This window comes from Edaphobacter dinghuensis (genome assembly GCF_014640335.1).
GTDB classification, from domain to species: domain Bacteria; phylum Acidobacteriota; class Terriglobia; order Terriglobales; family Acidobacteriaceae; genus Edaphobacter; species Edaphobacter dinghuensis.
Window position 1 is genome coordinate 88,802 of the sequence record NZ_BMGT01000001.1, and the last position, 19,954, is coordinate 108,755.

Annotated in this window: 12 protein-coding genes, 1 tRNA gene and 1 pseudogene; 3 read left to right on the top strand and 11 right to left on the bottom strand. The window is 51.0% G+C overall.

The features are described from left to right. Positions 1–19 precede the first annotated feature (19 nt). On the bottom strand, positions 20–1,522 hold the full coding sequence (locus tag IEW09_RS00320) for a glycoside hydrolase family 125 protein (protein WP_188552197.1): 1,503 nt from the start codon (positions 1,520–1,522) through the stop codon (positions 20–22). Between the two features lie 139 nt (positions 1,523–1,661). Between IEW09_RS00320 and IEW09_RS00325 the strand changes: the two genes are divergently transcribed. Beyond that, on the top strand, positions 1,662–2,786 hold the full coding sequence (locus IEW09_RS00325; protein ID WP_188552198.1) for a cellulase family glycosylhydrolase: 1,125 nt from the start codon (positions 1,662–1,664) through the stop codon (positions 2,784–2,786). A 148-nt stretch (positions 2,787–2,934) separates the two neighbouring features. On the opposite strand, the gene IEW09_RS00330 is transcribed toward IEW09_RS00325, so the two are convergent. Beyond that, on the bottom strand, positions 2,935–4,602 hold the full coding sequence (locus IEW09_RS00330) for a CRTAC1 family protein (protein ID WP_229738968.1): 1,668 nt from the start codon (positions 4,600–4,602) through the stop codon (positions 2,935–2,937). Positions 4,603–5,011: 409 nt separating this feature from the next. On the opposite strand from IEW09_RS00330, the gene IEW09_RS00335 reads away from it, so the two are divergent. Next, positions 5,012–5,101: transfer RNA gene (locus tag IEW09_RS00335), tRNA-Ser, on the top strand. Between the two features lie 326 nt (positions 5,102–5,427). On the opposite strand, the gene IEW09_RS00340 is transcribed toward IEW09_RS00335, so the two are convergent. Both IEW09_RS00340 and IEW09_RS00345 read right to left on the bottom strand, forming a co-directional pair. Further along, on the bottom strand, positions 5,428–6,687 hold the full coding sequence (locus IEW09_RS00340; RefSeq protein WP_229738969.1) for an OmpA family protein: 1,260 nt from the start codon (positions 6,685–6,687) through the stop codon (positions 5,428–5,430). A 48-nt stretch (positions 6,688–6,735) separates the two neighbouring features. Continuing rightward, a complete protein-coding gene (locus IEW09_RS00345) occupies positions 6,736–10,302 on the bottom strand; it encodes a beta strand repeat-containing protein (RefSeq protein WP_229738970.1) in 3,567 nt (1,188 codons plus the stop codon). A 944-nt stretch (positions 10,303–11,246) separates the two neighbouring features. On the opposite strand from IEW09_RS00345, the gene IEW09_RS18845 reads away from it, so the two are divergent. Continuing rightward, on the top strand, positions 11,247–11,480 hold the full coding sequence (locus IEW09_RS18845; RefSeq protein ID WP_188552199.1) for a toxin-antitoxin system HicB family antitoxin: 234 nt from the start codon (positions 11,247–11,249) through the stop codon (positions 11,478–11,480). Positions 11,481–11,685: 205 nt separating this feature from the next. Here IEW09_RS18845 and IEW09_RS00355 read toward each other — a convergent pair whose 3' ends face one another. The 7 genes and pseudogenes from IEW09_RS00355 to IEW09_RS00380 all read right to left on the bottom strand — a co-directional run bounded on the left by IEW09_RS00355 (position 11,686) and on the right by IEW09_RS00380 (position 19,951). After that, positions 11,686–13,818: a glycoside hydrolase family 3 C-terminal domain-containing protein gene (locus IEW09_RS00355; protein WP_188552200.1), complete on the bottom strand. Its 2,133-nt coding sequence runs from the start codon at positions 13,816–13,818 to the stop codon at positions 11,686–11,688. 24 nt (positions 13,819–13,842) lie between these two features. Then, entirely contained in the window at positions 13,843–14,283 is a 441-nt protein-coding gene (locus tag IEW09_RS18745; protein WP_263369070.1) for an NAD(P)-dependent oxidoreductase, read from the bottom strand. Next, positions 14,269–14,751 (bottom strand): annotated as a pseudogene (locus tag IEW09_RS18750) (NAD(P)-dependent oxidoreductase); the annotation flags it as partial. The gene IEW09_RS18745 and the pseudogene IEW09_RS18750, both read right to left, overlap by 15 nt. A 17-nt stretch (positions 14,752–14,768) precedes the next feature. Next, a complete protein-coding gene (araD1, locus tag IEW09_RS00365; protein WP_188552202.1) occupies positions 14,769–15,782 on the bottom strand; it encodes an AraD1 family protein in 1,014 nt (337 codons plus the stop codon). Positions 15,783–15,794: 12 nt separating this feature from the next. Continuing rightward, positions 15,795–16,967 (bottom strand): L-rhamnonate dehydratase, encoded by a 1,173-nt coding sequence (locus IEW09_RS00370; RefSeq protein WP_188552203.1) that lies wholly within the window; start codon positions 16,965–16,967, stop codon positions 15,795–15,797. A gap of 25 nt (positions 16,968–16,992) precedes the next feature. Further along, the gene (locus tag IEW09_RS00375; protein WP_229738971.1) at positions 16,993–18,264 is read right to left on the bottom strand and encodes an MFS transporter; all 1,272 of its coding nucleotides are present in this window, start codon (positions 18,262–18,264) and stop codon (positions 16,993–16,995) included. A gap of 4 nt (positions 18,265–18,268) precedes the next feature. Then, a complete protein-coding gene (locus IEW09_RS00380) occupies positions 18,269–19,951 on the bottom strand; it encodes a GH39 family glycosyl hydrolase (protein WP_188552204.1) in 1,683 nt (560 codons plus the stop codon). Between the last annotated feature and the right edge of the window lie 3 nt (positions 19,952–19,954).

Genomic DNA, 19,954 nt, shown 5'->3' on the forward strand with positions numbered 1-19,954 from the left:
ATGCGCGCTGGCGGGACGCTTATGTTCTTACGCTGAAGTCTTCGCGCAAGAGTGAAGTGTGAGTAGTGGCGAGCTTTAAGATCAGTTCGCCAAAGAGCGTGTTGGCCCAGGCGAACCAGGCACGCGTGAAATCCTTTGGATTGTCCTGCTGAAATGACTCGTGCATAAAGTAAGTGCCGCCGGTCGTATTGCGCAGAGTGTAGAGACACCGGCGAATCTCTGCTTCGTTGTTTGAGGTAAAAGCACGGATGAGGATGGACATCGGCCAGATGTAACCCAGTCCGATATGCGGACCGCCGATGCCCTCTGCCGCTTTGCCCTGGAAGAAGTAAGGATTGTCTTTGCTGAGGGCGAAGCCGCGGGTGCGTTGATAGAGCGGGTCGGAGATAGAGCAGGCACCAAGAAAAGGAAGACTAAGGAGGCCGGGGGCATTGGCGTCGTCCATACAGACGTGGTTGCCGTACCCATCGATCTCGTAGGCATAGATCTTTCCGTGCGTTGGGTGCTCGACAATGCCGTAACGCGCGACTGCCTCTGCTACCTCTGTGGCAAGAGCATTGCAGTCAGAGGCGAGTTTCTGATCGGATGCTGCTCCGGTAGCGAGTTCTGCCAACTTCTTCAATGATGCGACCGCGAAAAGATTGGCCGGGATGAAAAAAGGATAGATGCAGGCATCGTCAGACGGGCGGAACATGGAACAGATGAGGCCGTTGGGACGGATGGGATTTCCGTAGCCGGAGAGCATGAGGGTGTCGGTAGGCGACGCGGCGGGGCGCTGGAAGTGATACGGGCCGTGGTTCGTCTTGCGCTGCTGCTCGCGGAAGGTACGAACGATAGCGTGTGCCGACTGCTTCCAGGTTTCGTCGAAGGGCGCGGCATTTCCTGTGGCTTTCCAATAAGCATGGGCAAGTTGGATGGGATAGCAGAGGGAGTCGATCTCCCATTTACGCTCGCCTACGCCGGGGTGCATGTCGGTGTCGTCGTGGAGCGACCAGGAGAGCGGCGGACTGGAGGGTGTAGGTACGAAGGCATTTGCGTATGGGTCGATGAGGATAAGCCTTGCCTGGCGACGGATGACGCCTTCGAGCAGGTGCGAGAGATCGGGGTCTTCTTTGGCGAAGGGAAGATAGGGCATCACCTGCGCTGAAGAGTCACGCAACCACATGGCATCAATGTCACCGGTGACGACAAAGGTATCTGGCTTTCCGTCAACGGTGGAAGGAAAAACGGTCGTGTCGAGTGTGTTGGGAAAACAGTTCTCAAAGATAGCGGCTAGCTGCGGATCTGCGATCTGCTTCTTTGTGCGGACAATGGCCGCTTCGATGGCGTGGCTTACAAATTTCCGCTTTGAAGCAGCGGGCCGCCGATCGTACGCGCTGCCGGTTGACGCAGCTAAGAGCGGCGAAGAGGTGAATGCAGCAGCACACAACAATCCTGAACCTTGCAGTATCTGGCGACGGGTAAAGAGGCCGGTGTGCTGCTGGTCGTCTGATGCTTGATTAGGCAAAAAAGAATCTTTCATGCTTCTGTTCATTCCTCCGCTAATGGTCGACTAACGCTAAGTATAGACAGGTGTGTAATGTAACCGATTTCATGTATTTCCTATATGATGGAAGCCGCGGATCATCATCCCATTTCAATTGCATTTGAAAGGTTTCGCTATGAAGCTCAAATTTGCCCTCGTACTAAGTCTCGCGATGCTGGAGACAGTCGCCGTATTGGGTCAGGGGCGCCCTCGTTGGACCGAAAAACAAGCGAACGATTGGTATGCAAAGCAGCCTTGGCTTGTGGGAGCAAATTTTATCCCCTCTGATGCCATTAACGAACTCGAGATGTTTCAGGCAGCCACATTCAATCCTGCACTGAACGATAAAGAGCTGGGGCTCGGTGAATCGATCGGGATGAATACGATGCGAGTGTTTCTGCAAGACCAGCTATGGCAGCAGGATCCCGAGGGTTTCAAAAAACGGCTTGATATCTTTTTGAGCATCGCAGCGAAACACCATATCCGGCCGTTGCTGGTGTTATTTGACTCGTGCTGGGAGACCGATCCGCATCTTGGCCCACAGCATCCTCCTATTCCGGGTATTCACAACTCAGGTTGGGTGCAAAGCCCGGGAAAGCGTGAGTTGCTCGACCGCTCTTATGAACCGAAGCTGAAGGCGTACGTTCAAGGCGTCGTGGGTGCCTTCGCTAACGATGACCGCATTCTCGGCTGGGACGTGTGGAACGAACCGGACAATCAAGGTGGAGATGTCGAAGCAGATGTTCCAGCAAAGGTAAAGCGTGTTGATGAACTGCTTCCGAAGGCATTTGCATGGGCCCGCGAAGAAAATCCTTCGCAGCCGCTTACGAGTGGCGTGTGGACTGGCAACTGGTCCGATCCGGCGAAAGAGAGTGCCACAACGAAGATTCAGCTCGCTGAGTCCGACGTTCTCTCGTTCCATAACTATGGCTGGCCGGAAGAGTTCGAGGCGCGCATCAAGGAGTTGCAGCCGAGGCATCGGCCGATTCTCTGCACCGAGTATATGGCGCGCGGCGCCGGCAGCACGTTTGACGGCTCCCTGCCGATCGCGAAGAAGTACAACGTCGCCGCGATCAACTGGGGACTCGTTGCAGGCAAGACACAGACCTATCTACCGTGGGATTCATGGAAACGGCCTTACGTGCTGATACAGCCTACTGTTTGGTTCCACGAGGTGTTTCGTCAGGACGACACTCCTTATCGGCAGCATGAGGTCGATCTGATTCGCCAGCTTACAGGAAGAGGTACGCCTGCCAAATAGCTTGAGGTGGAACCCAGGTGAGAATGTGCCTTTGCGGAAAGCATCGCCGATCGGGTTTAGTTGGTATTCACCACTGAACCCGATGATCTACCCACTCCATCGAAGAACCTGCATCCGTGGCTAAATGGTGATGGATTTCTCTTTGTCTTTAATTCTTGTTTCCAACTGGCTCGTCGATCTTCACAGTTCTATCGCCCTGGACATTCTCAAGCTTCTGAATGATGCCGCTGGGCCAATGAATTTCGACCTCCTTTGCTACGGCGTCTGAACCAAGCCCAAAATGAGCGCGCTTGTCGTTCGAAGAAAGGTAACTTCCTGCGGTCGTTACCGTTACATATTGTGCGCCCTTGGTTGTGGTGACTTTAATCTCTGCGCCAATGCCATCGCGATTGCTGCGATGTCCCACAAGATAGATTGAAAGCCAGTGATTCCGGGTTACGGTTTCGTTGTGCAGAATGTGCGCCGCACCTCCGTTGGTCGTAACTACCGCATCGACTCGACCATCGTTATCCAGGTCGCCAACAGCCATGCCTCGTCCCACCCAAGGCTGCTGAAATACGCTTCCTGATTCGCTGGAGACATCGACAAATTTTTTCCCAGTATTTCGTACCAACAACATCGGCTCTTTGTAATGCAGTTGCGGATAACTCAATTGCACAGTATCCAGATCGTGTCCCTGTGCAATCAGCAGATCCTTCCAACCGTCGTTGTCGTAATCAAGAAAGTGGACCCCCCAACCGGAGTGCAAAAGAGTTATTCCGGCTATACCGGAGACATAGCTGTCATAGCTAAAACTGCCGTCGCCGTTGTTGCGATAGAGCGCGTACTTCTGGTTCGCCAAGTCGGTAACAACCAGATCAGGCAGGCCATCGTTGTTGTAATCCTGAAAATCGATTCCCATCCCAGCGTAGGTGCGACCATCGCCATCAACAGCGGTCTCTGCTGTTAGACCAGTCTCCTCAAAGGTGCCGTCACCCTTATTCTGATAGAGAAATTCCAGCATGGAATCGTTTGCGACGGCGACATCAATCTTGCCGTCTCTATTGAAGTCCGCTATAGCAATACCTAGCCCTTTTCCCGGAGCACCCATGCCGATCTTCTGTGCAACTTCGGTGAAATGCCCGTTGCCGTCGTTGTGATAGACCAAAGGTGAAATCGCGGGAAACGTGTCAGGATGGCAATAAGAACGGGCTCCTTCGCGGTGCTCTCCACACCAGATATCGTTGAAGTCCCATTTCATGTAGCGCAATACAACCAAATCGAGCAGACCATCGTTGTCCAGATCGACCCAAGCCGCGCTTGTCGACCATCCGCTTCCACCTGTACCAGACTGCACGGTTACATCTGTAAATTTCCCGTTTCCGTTGTTGTGATACAGATGATTTCCACCATATCCGGTTACGTAAAGATCCTCATAGCCGTCATTGTCATAATCGCCGACAGCGACGCCCATATCGTAGCCCACGCCTTGCAGGCCCGCACGCTCTGTAACATCCTCAAAGGTTCCATCTTTCTTCTGATGATAGAGCCGGTTCCAGTCCTTTTCGCTCTTCTTCTGCGGAATGGTTCCCAGCGGCGTAGGATCGGAGAGGGGAGCACCATTGGCAAAGAAAATATCAAGCAGGCCATCATTGTCGTAATCGAAAACAGCGACGCCCGAGCCCATCGTCTCTATCAGATACTTCTTCGAAGTATGCGATGCCACACCCGTAAACTTAATATGGCTGGCCTCCGTGGTATCGACAAAATTTCCTGGGACGATAGGTGCCTCTGCAGAGACCGGTCCCAAACTTGCCGGGCGCGTTGTTTGTGACAATGAATCTACTGAAGTCGCGGCAATGAGCAAGCTAAACGCGCAGATCCACCACAAATTAACTGCATTGCTTCTCACTGCGTCGCTCCCGCCTTCCTCTTAATCCAGATGCTCATGCTCTCATTGTGCCTATGCGCTTCCAGCAATTAATGTAGGACCGCGCTCAATCTATCTGGCAATAAAGATACATGTTTCCGTCATAAACTCGCCAAACCCTCTTTTGAGCCAGCATAGCGTCGAAGCGAAAGACATGGATCAACATAGGGTAAGGACACAAAGAGCTGCACCGGCCAGGAGGGCGTTTTGCTGCGACTGGGCTGTGCGCCGGTTCAAGCAATCATTTTCCCGGTAATACTAATCTTGTCCACTCTTTCTTTGCGCCGGCAGCCCATCACGTACTAAACTTTATAGAGGAAGAGTGGCCGAGTGGTTGATGGCTCCAGTCTTGAAAACTGGCGTACCTGAAAGGGTATCGGGGGTTCGAATCCCTCCTCTTCCGCCAGTTGCCTCTTTTTTTCACCTCCCAATTCAATATTCTTCCTACCCCAGAGAACTAAACGGATGTAGAAACAGTAGACAAAGATTGGGCTCAGCTGCTATCACAAAACTCGTGATGAGCTTTTGGCTGATCGGAGGGTAGCGTGTGTAATCGCGGCTACCAAAATAGTAATGCCAGCACATGCGATCTCTGCTTCCTAAAGCTAGTGTGCTTATGGAGGTTAGGAAATAAGCGATTTTTCCTAACCTCCATAAGAATCCGTGAAACTGCGGTAACGCAGCTTACGGATGCAGCGAGAAAGCTGCACGGCGGTTCTGCTGCCAGCAACTTTAATTCTCAGCGGTACATACCTGGGCTTCTTTTCCATAACTAATAATCTGGAGCCTATCTGCGGCTACGCCATCCGCAATAAGTGCTTTGCGAGCAGCATCTGCGCGCTTTTCACCGAGCGCCAGGTTATATTCGGCAGAACCGCGTTCATCAGAATATCCTCCAATCATTACATTGATCTCCGGATGCTCTTTCAAATACTGAGCTGCGTGATCAATCGCTACCTGAGCATCAGATCTGATCTGGTAACTGTCATAGTCGAACAGCGCATCCTGTACGTTTTCGTGAAAGACCTTCTCATTTTCCGCATTGTCCGCCTGACTTAGTGCTGCCGACGTCTGCGTCGACTCAACATGCTGATGGACACGAAATGCGGCCTCGCACTCTGCGGTGGTCGAAGGGCTTGAAACCAGGGAGGCATGACCCGTCACGCGATAATCACCGGGCGACATGCCGGTTGTGTTGATCGTCACGCGCCGACCTGAGCCTTCGATTGTTCCTCCGTTGGAAGACCATGAATAGTTAACGTCTAATCTGTCAGGTTCAGTCATGGTATTGCCAATGATTTCAAGGGTCTGACCTTGATCGATATTGGCCACGTTTGTGGTGCAGGTGAAGGAAAGCTCATTTTGCTGCTGCGCCAAAAGAGGAGCTGGCGGAGCCTCGTGGCTGCCACCAAATTTAATGACAATTCCTGCACCAATCATGAGGTGATTCTGAGCATCGTTTGTCCCGTTGGGTAAAGCAGTCCTGAGATATTGCATCTCGAGCGCTCGAATGGCGAAGCGACGATTAATATTTAGATCAAGGCCGCCACCAGTGGATAGCGCCCAGCTTGATGCGCTTGAAGTGCTCGATGTATTTGTAGGAAAGTAGGAATCGCTTCCATGCGCTCCTCCAAAGAGCACCTGACCGTATGGAACCAGCCGATGACCGGTATACGATATTTTGGAACCGGCCATAAAGGTAAGTAGAGTGAGGTTCTGGCCAAGCATGCTGATATTGTTCGCGTGACCACCGGTAAACTCTCCAGCGATGCTAAGCCAGTCCTTTAGATGGAAGTCCACAGAAGCGTATCCGCCATTCATATCAAAACAATCGCAGCCGCCCGGAGGCGCATTGGCTCTAATGTTGCTATAGCCCAGCGAAAGATCAAAGCGTGGAACAGTCGAGGTAGAATTCGCTGGCCTCTGCTGTGCGATCGCAGCAGAGGTTCCAGCCATTACGAAAATCAGAGCTACATTCATTAGACGCATCATTCATATCCCCTTCCAGGCTGAGCGCCCGGTGTTAGCCGATCAGACAGCCTAGTAGAGCAGCACAATGGATGGCGAAGTCGTCACCGGATTCGTATCGAGCAAAACGAAGTTACCGGGAGCGATCTCGTAGATAACGGAGGTGCCCATCGTAAAGCGACCTGCCGTCGCGTCGGTCAGAGTGTAGTTAGATGTGCTTGTTACCCCCAGTTGAAGAAGATTGACAGTGCCAAGACCTACGTTCAGATCAAGCGTAGATGTTGCCTGTCCAGCTCCGTTCGCTACAATTACGCCAGAGCTATTAATGCTTGCCAAAGAACTAGCCGGAGCAGTTCCATAGACAAACGTTCCATCGAAGCTCGCAATGCTGAAGGGAGCTCCAATCTGAGGATCGAAGTTGCCCAGTCCGGCGTAGCCCGTCTCCAGGAAATATCCTTGGTTGGGACCAACGAGATAAAACACTCGAGGCGCAGGTGGGTTGTCCAGACCAAGCAGGCCTAACAGGGTAGCGATTGCACCTGAAGGGGCAGGATAATTGAATACGCCCCTACCGTTGCTACCAACCGTGCAACTGGAGTTACCTGTTGATTGATAGGTACCCAGGAGCGCCTGGACCACATTGGTTGGCAATAAACCGCCGAGCCCCGTAATCTGATTGACCAGCCCGGTTACACCAGCGACATCGACATTTGTCGTATCGCAGGTTCCCGCATTCGCTGTGGCACGGAAGATCGTCGAGGTCGAAAAGTTCAGTACATCCTGGAGCGTGGTGCCAAGTAGTCCAGGATTCGACTGTGCATTCTCATACCCAATGATTGGCCCACTCATCGAAACATTGCTAAAGGTGCTCTGGGTCTGTAGCTGCGCGGACCCAGCAAACAAAATATAAGCTGAGTGTTTATCCGTCGATAAGACGAAGGCATGATTAGCACTCACCATATAAACCGCATAGTCCTGCGGATAGACACCAGCTAGCATACCTGCCGTGTTCATTGTCAATTGCAGACGACCATTTCCATCCGCAACTCCATAGCTTCCAGACAGAGCTTCGTTCGCGAAGTTTGCCGTAGCGATATTCGCGTCGCTCGTTCCTCCACTGATAGCTCCAGCTCCGTTTGTCGTGAACTGGCCTACAGCGGCTGTCGGTCCTGCAATAATGCCAACCGTGCATGTCGGTAGACAAGGCGTATCGCCCTGAAGACCAAATGCATAGCTACCATTTAACCCAGCCGCAAAATCTGTCGGCTGTTGAGCAAGCAGCGTTCCCGAACCTTTCGTTCCCTGTAGTGAGTTATTGTCGAACTCAATCAAATCTCCTTTGACAGAAATGGTTGAGGGAGCAACAGGAGCCTTAAGAGCGATAGCATACGTGGAAGTATTACCCGTTGTGCCGTCGGCGTTCAAGGTAGTTATCGTCAATGATCCGCGATTATTGGTTCCTATCGTATAGGTTCCAATGAATGTATCCGTGCCAACCATACTCCCAGTGGGATTGGAAGTCTGATGGTTGGAGTCCAATTCTCCATTGCTGAGAACACCGGCTCCATCGGCGGTAAAGCTTCCGACAGTCGCAGTCTGATAGGCGAGGACACCGGCGAGCACGTCGTCGTATCCCTGGAAGAGATAGGCATACGGACCATTCAGCTCAGAGTCATTTGGTGTTGTGGGATAGACCACAAGGAGGACATAAGCATTGGTTGCAGTCTGCGGTGTGGATTCGCTGTCTTTAACAGATATCGTAAAGCTGCTGGCTCCGACAGCAGTCGGCGTTCCGGTGATGTCACCCGAGGGCGAAAGGCTAAGCCCTGCGGGCAAGCCGCCAGTGGTAACAGTGTAGGTATATGGAGCCACTCCTCCAATGGCGTGGAGTGTCTGCGTGTAAGGTTGTCCCAAAGTTGCATTTGGAAGTGAGCCCGTAAGACTGAGAGTTCCAATTGGCAAGACCTTGAGAGTCACCGGTCCCGTAGTGGTATTGACTGGGCTACTCGAATCGGTTGCCTTCACCGTTAGGTTGGCTGTCCCCGCCGTTGTTGGGGTTCCGCTGATAGTACAGCCCGAGATCGATAATCCTGCAGGCAACGTTCCTGCTGTAACCGTGCAGGAGTATGGACCTGTTCCACCGCTGACACCGATGGTTCCAGTGTATGGCGTTCCAACAGTAGCATCAGGCGGTGAGGTGAGGGTCAGGGTGGCGCCAGCCGCTACAACAGTGAGACTGACCGGCCCAGTTGTGGTTGCCGCAGGACTACTCGAATCGGTTGCCTTCACCGTCAGGTCGGCTGTCCCCGCTATCGTTGGAGTTCCGCTGATAACGCAACCCGAGATCGACAGGCCAGCAGGTAACGTTCCTGCTGTAACCGTGCAAGAGTATGGACCTGTTCCACCGCTGACACCGATGGTTCCGGTGTATGGCGTTCCAACGGTAGCATCAGGCGGTGAGGTGAGGGTCAGAGTGACAGCAGCCGGCAAGACTGTAAGGCTAACTGGGCCGGTTGTTGTCTCCACTGGATTGCTGGAGTCAGTTGCCTTGACGGTAAGGTGAGCTGTGCCAGCCACTGTCGGCGTACCACTGACTACACAACCGGTGAGGGTTAATCCCGCAGGCAAGGTCCCAGATGTAATTGCACAGGCATAGGGAGACGTACCGCCAGAGACACCGATCGTACTGGTATAGGGTGTTCCAACCGTCGCGTTCGGCAGCGAAGAAAGGGTGAGCGTCAAAGCTGCGGGAGATACCGTAAGTGTAACTGGCCCCGTGACACTCTGCGTAGGGTTGCTGGAGTCCGTCACCTTGACGGTGATCGTCGATGTCCCTGCTGTAGTGGGTGTTCCACTCACTACACATCCGTTCAGAGTCAATCCGGCAGGAAGGCTTCCAGCCGTAATAGCGCAGCTATATGGTGCTGTACCGCCAGTAGCTCCAATTGTGCCCGTATAGGGAACGCCTACGGTTGCACCAGGCAGAGTTGTCAAAGTTAATGTGAGAGGAGACGTAGCCGCATTGATCGTAATGCTAAAGGAGGCACTTGCCTGAGTGCCAAGAGCATCTTTCACCTGGGCGGTGAAGGTCGATGTTTCTTGCGTGGTGGGTGTTCCTGAGATCGTGCCCGTAGAAGGAGAGATCGTAAGACCTGCCGGGAGCGCGCCAGACAGAATGTTCCAAGTATAGGGAGTCGCTCCACCCGTTGCCTGCAGCGAGGTCGAATACGGCGTGCCAACTGTTCCAGTCGGCGGGTTTCCTCCGATAACAGTAAGCGGACCAGACTGCCCACCGCCTTGCCCGGTTCCAATCACAATTATCTCTGAGGCGGATACTGTGTTTGGGACATCGCTCGCATCTGTAACTTTGACAGTAAAGCTCGAAGTTCCCACAGTCGTAGGAGTCCCAGAGATAACTCCTGTCGTGGTGTCGAAGCTAAGACCTGCTGGAAGGGAGCCACTTCCAAAGCTCAATTTCAATGGAGCTGTTCCACCCGATGCGGTTAGTGTGGCAGTATAAGCATCTCCCACTGATCCAATAGGAAGAGTTCCGGAGATCGTAGGTGCCGGATTCACTGTAATGCTAACAGTGCTCTGATTCTTCGTTCCGGCAACCGCTGCAGTCAACGTCAGCTTCATCTGCGATGCGATACCGGTAGGTGCCGTATAAGTAATTCCAGCTCCTGTCGTACTGGAGAGTACACCGCACGTACTAGCGCTACACGAACTTCCTGCAAGAGACCAGGAGACTGTTGGGTTCCCCGAGAGTTTAGAGTCCACGATGAAAGCCTGACCAGCATCCAGAGTCACAGAAGAGGCCGATAGACTCACGATTCCACCACCTGCATATCCGCTGGAGCCACATCCGGTCAGAGTCACAAGGCACATTGCCAAAAGCACGATCGCACTTCCCATATGGATGAAATATTTCAGGGCCGAGAAGCGAAGCTGACTGGAATCCGTATTGGAGTGTTTCAGATGCTCTACATTCGAAGAGTGTGATGTGCCTACCATGAGAACTCCTTGTGGTCTATGCGAAGAGATAAACTTGTCGGATCGATAACCTCGATCCCACGAAGCGGCTGATCTGTGTTTTTGAGAAGTGAGAGAGGAATATCGAAGGCTGGACTTTCAGCAAGCAGGGTATTCAACAAAGCGAAAGGATGCGCTATCAAGTACCTGTTCGAGAACTTATGACGAGCCACCTGGCAGCACTTTGGCAAGCGAGACACTGTTTTCTCCAACGTCAAGTCAAAACCCAAAATACAGGTGCCAAAAGTAACCAACCTTTGGCCTTATCTTTATAGCGTTGGGAATAGAGATTGGAATCGAAGCGAAAGAGATAAAGTCGCTATTCGATATCGCAGGCGATATCACCAGAGTTTTACCGGAATATCTTATTAGAAAATATGGGGTTGTTAGCTGGGTGATTATGGTTTTAAACGTCAATGAAGTCTAAAATTTCCAACGCGTGGACAAGTGAGGATCTTCGGCGGGAAAGCACCAAAGTAATCAAAAACCTAAGTAACAAAATCCGTTTTGAAATTTGCTACGTAAACAACATGCAGTTATAGGGAGTACAAATGGGCCTCGAATATAAGCGGAAGCAGAGCTTTCCACTCCGTTTATCTCCTTCGATGCGTGAGCAAGCCAATTGCTTAGCACACGCAGAGGGAATATCGCTGAACTATTTCATTAGCCTTGCAATCGCTGAAAAAATCAGCAGGATGGAACAGGCATCTCTCGCAGCCGAACAAACGCGATTAAAAGGCGCACGCTTTCCTCGATCTCCACTCCAATTAGGAAAGCCTGCCTGACTCGCTTACTCGTATTTACTGACTCAGCATTTCTAATTCGATATCGCCGCTTCGTATGCTCTTAAACTGCGAGGCGGCGTTTACATTCTCTCCAAGCGCCCCATTAAAATATTCAAGTAAGAATTTAGCTAGGGATGGCCTCGCTATAGCTTACGTCCATAGCCATTTCGCTCCTTATCTTCTTAGTGAAGATCGCGGCCTGCAGTCAGTACACCTTTAGTTGTGCCCGGAGACGAATGTCGTCTGATGATGCTCCTATCATCACTTCGAATGTCCCTGGAGCAACAGTAAATTTATGGGTGGTTACATCATAATAAGAGAGCTGTGAGACCTCTAGAGAGAGCGTGATGTGCTTTGTCTCACCGGGAGCAAGTTGCACGCGTTCAAAACCTCGTAGGCTTTTGATAGGTTGTACGACATTCGATTTCAATTGATGAACATACATCTGCGCAACCTCTGCCCCTTCTCTTCCCCCTGTGTTCTGCACGTCGAATGAGACTTCAACGTGGCCTACAGTACTAGTAGTAGCTCGTGTCAGCTTCAGATCGCTAAATTTGAATTGCGTATAACTGAGGCCATGCCCGAAGGCATATAACGGTATCCCTTTGAAATAGAGATAGGTGAAGCCTTTGGAAACATCATATTCGTTTTGCGGCGGAACTCCGTCCAGGCTGGCATAGATGGTATAGGGTAAATGTCCACCTGGATTGTAGTCTCCCAACAATACCTGCGCGATTGCCGTACCACCTGACTCCCCCGGATACCAGGCATCGAGGATGGCTGGCAGATGATCGTTCGCCCAGGTGACAGCTAATGGTCCAGCATTCATCAATACAAGAACTGTCTTTGGATTGGCGGCATAGACGGCCTCCATCAGTTGCTTTTGCGCGCCCGGCAGATTTAGATCACGCCGATCTCTGCCTTCAGCCTCAATACTAAGATTCGTGCCGAGAAAGAGAATTGCAACATCCGACTTGCGCGCCAGATTAGCCGCGCGTGTGATGGCGGCCGGATCGGCAGGCTCAACAAAACCCGTTCCCTGTTCGTACTCAACATCAACTCCCGCGCCCAGAGCATCTTTCAATCCCTGAAAAGGGCTAATTTTTCGTGCAGGTTTTCCGTAATAATTTCCAGTCTCATAGTTAATGTCGCCAGCCGGGCCAATCACTGCTACGCGTTTCAGATTTTCTTTTTTAATAGGCAGAAAGTTGTGATGGTTTGTAAGCAGCGTCATTGACTCAAGTGCAGTCTGTAGCGAGAGCTGCAGATGTTCGTTGGAACGAATGACACTAGCTGGAATCTTCGTGTAAGGATTCTCTGTAGGAGGATCAAAAGCACCCAAGCGAAAACCCACCGTGAGTACGCGCGCCAATGCACGATTCACATCTGCAATTGGCAGACGTCCACTTTTTACAGCCAGAGGGATATTGGTCTCGAATTGCGCATCGTCTGAATCACAACCGGCCTGAATGGCACGCGCAGTAGCCTCAACAGGATCTTCAGTGATGTGATGTCCTGTAACCAGCAAATTAACACCGCCGAGATCATCCGTTACAAATCCATCAAAGTGCCACTTCCCTCGCAGGATGTCGGTCAGCAGATAGTGATTAACAGCATCCGGCGTACCATTGATCGCATTATAGGAAGCCATTACAGACTGTGCGTGACCTTCTGTAATGACAACCTTCCATTGTGGCAACCAGTACTCTATCAAATTACGCTCGTCAACTGCAGCCGACAGATGCTGACGATTAGTTTCAACGTTATATACCGCGAAGTGTTTTACCGTTGCAGCAACTTTCAAATAGTGAGGATCGTTGCCCTGCAGCCCTTTGACATATGCCACTCCCATACGTCCGGTCAGATAAGGATCTTCACTGAATACTTCCTGAATGCGTCCCCATCGCGGATCGCGGCTGAGATTAATGACTGGAGAGCGAAATACCAAACCGTGCTTTGAACGAGGCCCATCTGCATTGATGTTATAAAGCGCTCGTGCCTCATCGGACATCGCTCCTGTAATGCTCTGAATCAGCGACGGATCCCAAGTAGCTCCCATTGCAATGGGGGCTGGAAACAGAGTTGTCGGCTGCTTCGACCACACACCGTGTAGCGTCTGGTTCCAACCGCCCCATGCTTTTACGTTGAGGCGAGGTATTCCAGTATTTAGATGATTTAGCTGTTCAGCCTTTTCCTCGAGAGTCATCCTTGAGATGAGATCATTCACTCTTATCTGAATCGGCTTCGAGGGATCAAGGTACGCCGGTACAGATGTAGTCTGTGCAGAGGCGCTACAAAAAATAAACAAGACACTGCAGAAGACCGCAACGAGCTTCATCGTTCGACTCTCCCGAATGAGTATTTAGCAAATCTGTTTCTCAATTTGAATGGGTGTTATTTTGTCGCGAAGTAGTTCTATCACCGAAGACATGTCTTTATCAGCAAATCCTTTTGCCGCGGCCATCTCAAAGAGGCAGCGCGCTGCTTTAGCTGTTTTGAGGCTCACATGGTTTTGAGCCGCTTCTACTTCTGCATATCGAAGGTCTTTTTCCATTAGCTTGAGAGAAAAATTCACAGAGTAATCGCGCTCCGTCATCCGTGCTGAAACTGCACTGAACAGCGGGCTTCCCGGCGCTCCTGCTTTGAGTATTGCAAGCGCCTTCTCTACGTTCAGCCCACTTCTCTCAATCCACGTTAGCCCCTCCGCTAGCGATGCGACCTGTACGCCACAGAGAAAATTGTTGATTAATTTCATCTTGGCTCCACTTCCAATCGGCCCAAGATGAATGATCTCTTTACTCATCGCCTTCAATATCGGCATTGCACCTTTCAGAGTTGCGTCATCGCCGCCAACGAGAAAGGAAAGTTGGCCAAGCTTTGCCTGTACCCGGCTTCCCGTTACAGGAGCATCCAGCAGCTTCGCGCCTTTCCGTGAGGCAAGACTAGCAAGCTCCGCTATCCATGCCGGACTAACAGTACTCGATTCAACCAGGATCGTCTCTTTTTTGGTAGTCGTAAGTGCTCCATTGCTCCCCATCCATACATCGCGAGAGGCTGCGTCATCGGCAAGCATGCTGATGACAACTGCGGCATCTCGAGCAGCCTCCGATGGAGTGGATACGAAACGCGCGCCATCACCGATCAACGCCTGAGCCTTTTCCGGCGTTCGGTTATAGACTGTCAGCGAGAATCCCGCCTTCAACAGATTTTCCGCCATGCCTGTTCCCATCGTGCCCAAGCCAAGTAACGCTACATCCTTACTCATAGAACCTTCTCCTTTGCTCCTACCTAAACGAGCGGATACACCGTCACCAACTTCTTATCTGCTCTCTCTACCCGAATAGGATTGCGCAGAGCTCTTCCGAAGCCTTCATAGCGAACCGCCATCCAGTCTCCATCTTCGAGCACAATGTCGTCACCGAAACTAAGTGAATGGGCTCCAAAGAAGTGCACGTGCACATCTCCCGGCTGGCGATGTGCTTCAAATTTAAAGTGATGATGTTCCATATTGGCCAAGCTGTGGCACATATTCTCTTCACCTGTAGCGATTGTCTTCGCCCAGATTATTTTTGCTTCGCGCTCAATGTGAACCTCTCCAGCAATCGATTGAAAGTCACCACCGACTATTAGCTCCGGCCCCAAACTGCAGTTTCGAAGCTTCGATCCTGCCAGATTCAGATAGTTGCGCTTTTCAAAACGATGATCGGAAAACTCGTTGCCTGTCGTAAATCCGACACGATAAGGCTGGCCGTCTTCTCCAATGATGTAGACGCCTGCCAATTCTGCCTCCTCACCTCCATCCTCTGCATAGGTGGGTATTGTAAGAGGAGCAAAAGGCGCTTTCAATATTGAACCGTCCCCTTTATAGAACCACTCTGGCGCAACTCCTATCTCGCCATTAGAGGGCCGTCCTCCCTCCACTCCCCACTGAAACATTCGCATGCTGTCCGTCATCACTTCAGAAACCTTCGAAGTACTGACGGCATGCATTGCCTGTCGCTCTTTTGCACTTCCCAGATGTGTCAGCCCGGTGCCAGAGATCATCAGACGAGAAGGCATGTCAGGAACATCGATCGGAGGCATTAGATGCCACTCTGATTTGCCAGCATAGATTAGGTCATACGGCAGCACCTCCCCATGTGCTAATGCAAATACCTTTTCGCTCAAATGACTGCCACCGGGGAGGTATTGCTGTACCAACTCATAAACACTGTGTATCCCTATTAAACAGCGCAGGTTCGGCTCTTCAACCAATGCCACTCGCCGAGAAGAACCATTTCTGATCTGAACAAGATGAATCATGATTTACCTGCCTTACTCAATTATCTTGAAGCGCTTCAGAGACTTCTCGTTGACAGTAAGCCCCAAGCCCGCAACGTTTTCGTCGAGATTAATGTAGCCATCAACCGGAGTGGGTTCGCCATCGAAGATGTACCAGAAAAGTTCGTTGCCGACTTCAACATCAACCTGAGGAAAGAACTCTGCCATTGGAGAGTTGAGGCTGGCCATCACAACGTGGTAGTTGTGCATCTGCCCTGCATGCGGAACCACTGGTATCTGAAACGACTCTGCGAGTGCAGAAATTTTACGAGCCTGACTGATACCGCCAACACGGTTTGTGTCGAACTGAATATAGTCCAGTGCATTTGCTTCCAGCAGGTCACGGAAGCCGAAGATCGTGAACTCATGCTCACCACCAGCAATGGGCACATGTCCATGGGACTTTAGTTCTTTGTACCCACGTGTATCATCAGGAATAACAGGCTCCTCCAGCCATCGAAGATGGAATGGTTCCAACAACGGCAACATGCGTTTGGCATAATCGAGCGTCCACCCCATATAAGCATCGGCCATTAAATCGATGCCATCGCCAACGACCTCACGTATCGTACGCAACAACTCGATGTTGCGCTGCATCCCTTCAGCGCCATCAACTGGTCCCCACCCGAAACGCAATTTCATTGCTTTGTATCCCTGGTCTTTGTACCGTTGTGCCTCAATGCGGAGTTCGTTCAGGGGCATACTATAAAGACGGCTGGCATAGACGGGAATTTTTTTCTTTGTGCGTCCCCCTAGTAATCGATAGACAGGCTGCTTCGCCGATTTGCCCATTAGGTCCCACAGGGCGATATCAACTGCGCTGATAGCTGTCATTCCGATTCCTTTTCGTCCGAAGGCCATCGTCCGACGATACATCTGCTGCCAGAGGTACTCTGCGTCCCAAGGGTCTGCCCCGATTAAAAGAGGTCTTAGATAATTGTCGATGCAGGATTTGGTGACAAGAGGCGACAGAGCGGCATTACCTAGTCCAACTAATCCCGCATCAGTAAATACTTCGACGAGCACCCACTCATGAAATGCAAAATTTTCCATGGAAGCTTCGCGAAACATCACCAGATCCATCGGGTTGGTACAAAAATGGGGAGGAAGTGGAGTGGTTTTGCCTTCCCATTGAACGACTCGTGTGCGTACTTCTGTAATCTTCATGGCTGACTCTCTATAGTCCTCGTCATTAGCTGTTTCTTGTTAGCAAATCTGGAGCACGAAGCGGCTGCACCTTGCCTTCCAAAAACAGGATGGCAAGAAATCCAATGATGTGAAAAGTTCCAACAATACAAAACAACATTCCATACCCAAAGCCATGGCCTAATAGGAAACCGGCGATCACGCTAAAGACAGCGCCGCCGATAGCGCCGCCAAAGCCAACGAGGCCAGACACAGTTCCAACTGCCGACAAAGGAAAGATATCCGCCGGCAATGTCATAATGAGTCCTGACCATGATTGCTGACAGAAAAACGCAATACTGAACAGTAGCAGAGCCCATCCCACAGGAACGTGCGGAACAAACATAACAACTGGCATAAAAAGTGCGCTGACGCCCAGAACAAACTTTCGTGAGAAGTCGAGAGACCTCCCCTTCGCCAGCAGTACGCTTGATAGCCAGCCCCCCAAAAAGCTTCCTACGCCTGAAGCAGCATACGGAATCCATGCATAGTAACTAACGTGCTTGATATCGAACCCACGCATGTCATACAGATATTTAGGTAGCCAGAAGAGATAGAAGTACCATGCGGAGTCGCTCATGAATTTGGCAAATACCAGTATCTTTACCTTACGCATTCCAACTATCTCTAGAAATGACATTTGCTGTGCAATCAATCTTGCATCGAGGGTAGCGATAGAAGCATCGTTACTCCCGTGATAGCTAGCCCACCACCATATGACCCAGGCCAAGCCAATCGCACCTGACACAAAGAAGACCATCCGCCATCCACTTGTAAGCAACACAATTCCGATCAAAGGCGGAGCCAACACCGATCCCACAGCCGTCCCAGCATTAATGATTCCCATGGCGGTAGAACGCTGATTCAAGGGAATCCACTCTGCAACTACCCTCGTTGCTGCAGGAAAAGCTCCCCCCTCTCCCATGCCCAATAGGCAGCGAGCACCTAACAAAACAGTAAAGTCCGTAGCCAATCCATGTAGCGCACATGCAACCGACCACCAAAGCATAATGAGCAGAAATCCGCGGCGTGTTCCCAGTAGATCGAGCATCCTTCCACCTGCCGCGTACAACAATGCGTAAGGAATTAGAAATGCAAACTGAAGCCACGAAAATTGCTGGTCACTGAGCGGTATTGTCCGCTGAATCGCAGAAATGGCAACCGGCAGCGTTTGCCGATCGAAGTAGCTGATGGCAATTGCCGCTGTGACCATCGCGACAAAGTACCATTGCACTTCTATGAGTCTGTGCTCCTTGACGCTCCCTACTGATATCGCCACATCATCACCATTTCAAATGCAGCAATGAAGTAGCCTGGCGAGGAAGCTCAGTAGCAATTGTCACCTTACCATCAGCCACATTCAGCCATTTCGGAGAACTCAGAAGCTCTAACTGACCAGCTTCTTTCAATCGGGCATATTGTGCTTGCGTCGGCTCCTGTGGCGATCCCATCGCCTTCCAGACATGGTAGGAATTGCTATGCGTCTCATCAATCCTATAGTGCTGCAATAGCACTCTTTTTATATTCGATGGAATCCCTGAGATCGTTACCTGCACTTGAGCACCGACAGCTGGGACATCATCATCATGGTAGTCCCAGATCATGACCGCAGCCTCGCGGTCGCCTTTGGTTGCTAAAGCGTCAACATCGTCGGCATTTCTCACTCCGGAGCTGAGAATGTCCTTCAAGGGTATCTGCCCGGTGCTGTTTGTACTGACTCGTTCACCCGACATCAACCCAGCCATACGGAAGACATTGAGAATCGGTTTGTCGATTCCATTTGTCGACAGCGTACGGAAGCCTTCAAAGTATTCCTTGCCTTCGAACTCAAATGCCCATGACAACATGGCAATCAGGTCGACTTTGTACTGATCCCGCAGATCAAATAACGATTTAATTGCAGTGGCTGTATATGCCGGATACAACGGTCCATTGCGATAAGCATTGGCTGGATTGACCTTCATCGAGCAAGCGGCACATCCTTCAGGATCGGCTTCACTGAGAATGATAGGAAGATGGGCATACTTCGGATAGCTCGCTACAATACTGAAACCCTTTGCTGCAGCGTTTAATTCATTTGCTAATCCCATCTGCACATGTCCATCAACAACTGTCGGACGGCCTTTGGGATGAAATGAAATAAAATCGAGCGGAATCGCCTTTCCGTCCGCTGCACTTTTATCGTTTAGACAATGTTTGAGAAAATTATTCAAAAATACTGATGCTTTTTCAGAAGCTGGTCCCGTGCTCGCCGGGCCACCTACGATAGCATTCGGCAGAGCCTTTCGGACGCCATCCACAGCATAGTCATATAACTTGTAGTACTCCTCGGGAGTGCCGTGCCAATAGGCGATATCAGGCTCATTCCAGACCTCGAAGTACCACGAACTTACCTCGCTCTTTCCATAGCGCTGAACAAGGTGCTCTGTATACCGCCGCACCAACTCTCCCCAAAGCGCATAATCTCGAGGTGGATTATTAGATGCGCCCGAGATAGTGCTTTTCGGATAGCGGACCTGGTATTCATCAACTCCCGGAATTTTCGTGGCAAGATCTTTCGGCATGAAGCCCAATTCAACTACTGGACGAACTCCTGCTCTTTGGAATTCGTCGAAGGTTTTATCTGTGATCGTAAAGTCATATACAGGCTTTCCGTTGGCGTCCACGGTAAATACATTGGAAGAGCTCCACTTCAACTCGGCAACTCCATTGCCTGAAGTCAACAGGTGATGCGCTCGAATGTATACAGGCTCCGGGCTGAGATCGTGCAACTCTCCCAACAACTGCTTACCGTACTTCATTGTTGTGTAATTCGACTCGTCATATCCGAACCAACGATAGATAGGTGTATAGGCTCCCACGGGCTTTGCAAGATTCACTTGAATCGATACCGGGTTTGTTGATGGTGCCTGCGCCGCAGCCTGAATAGCAGCAGCACAGAGCAAGGTCATTGCAAGTTTATGCATGGG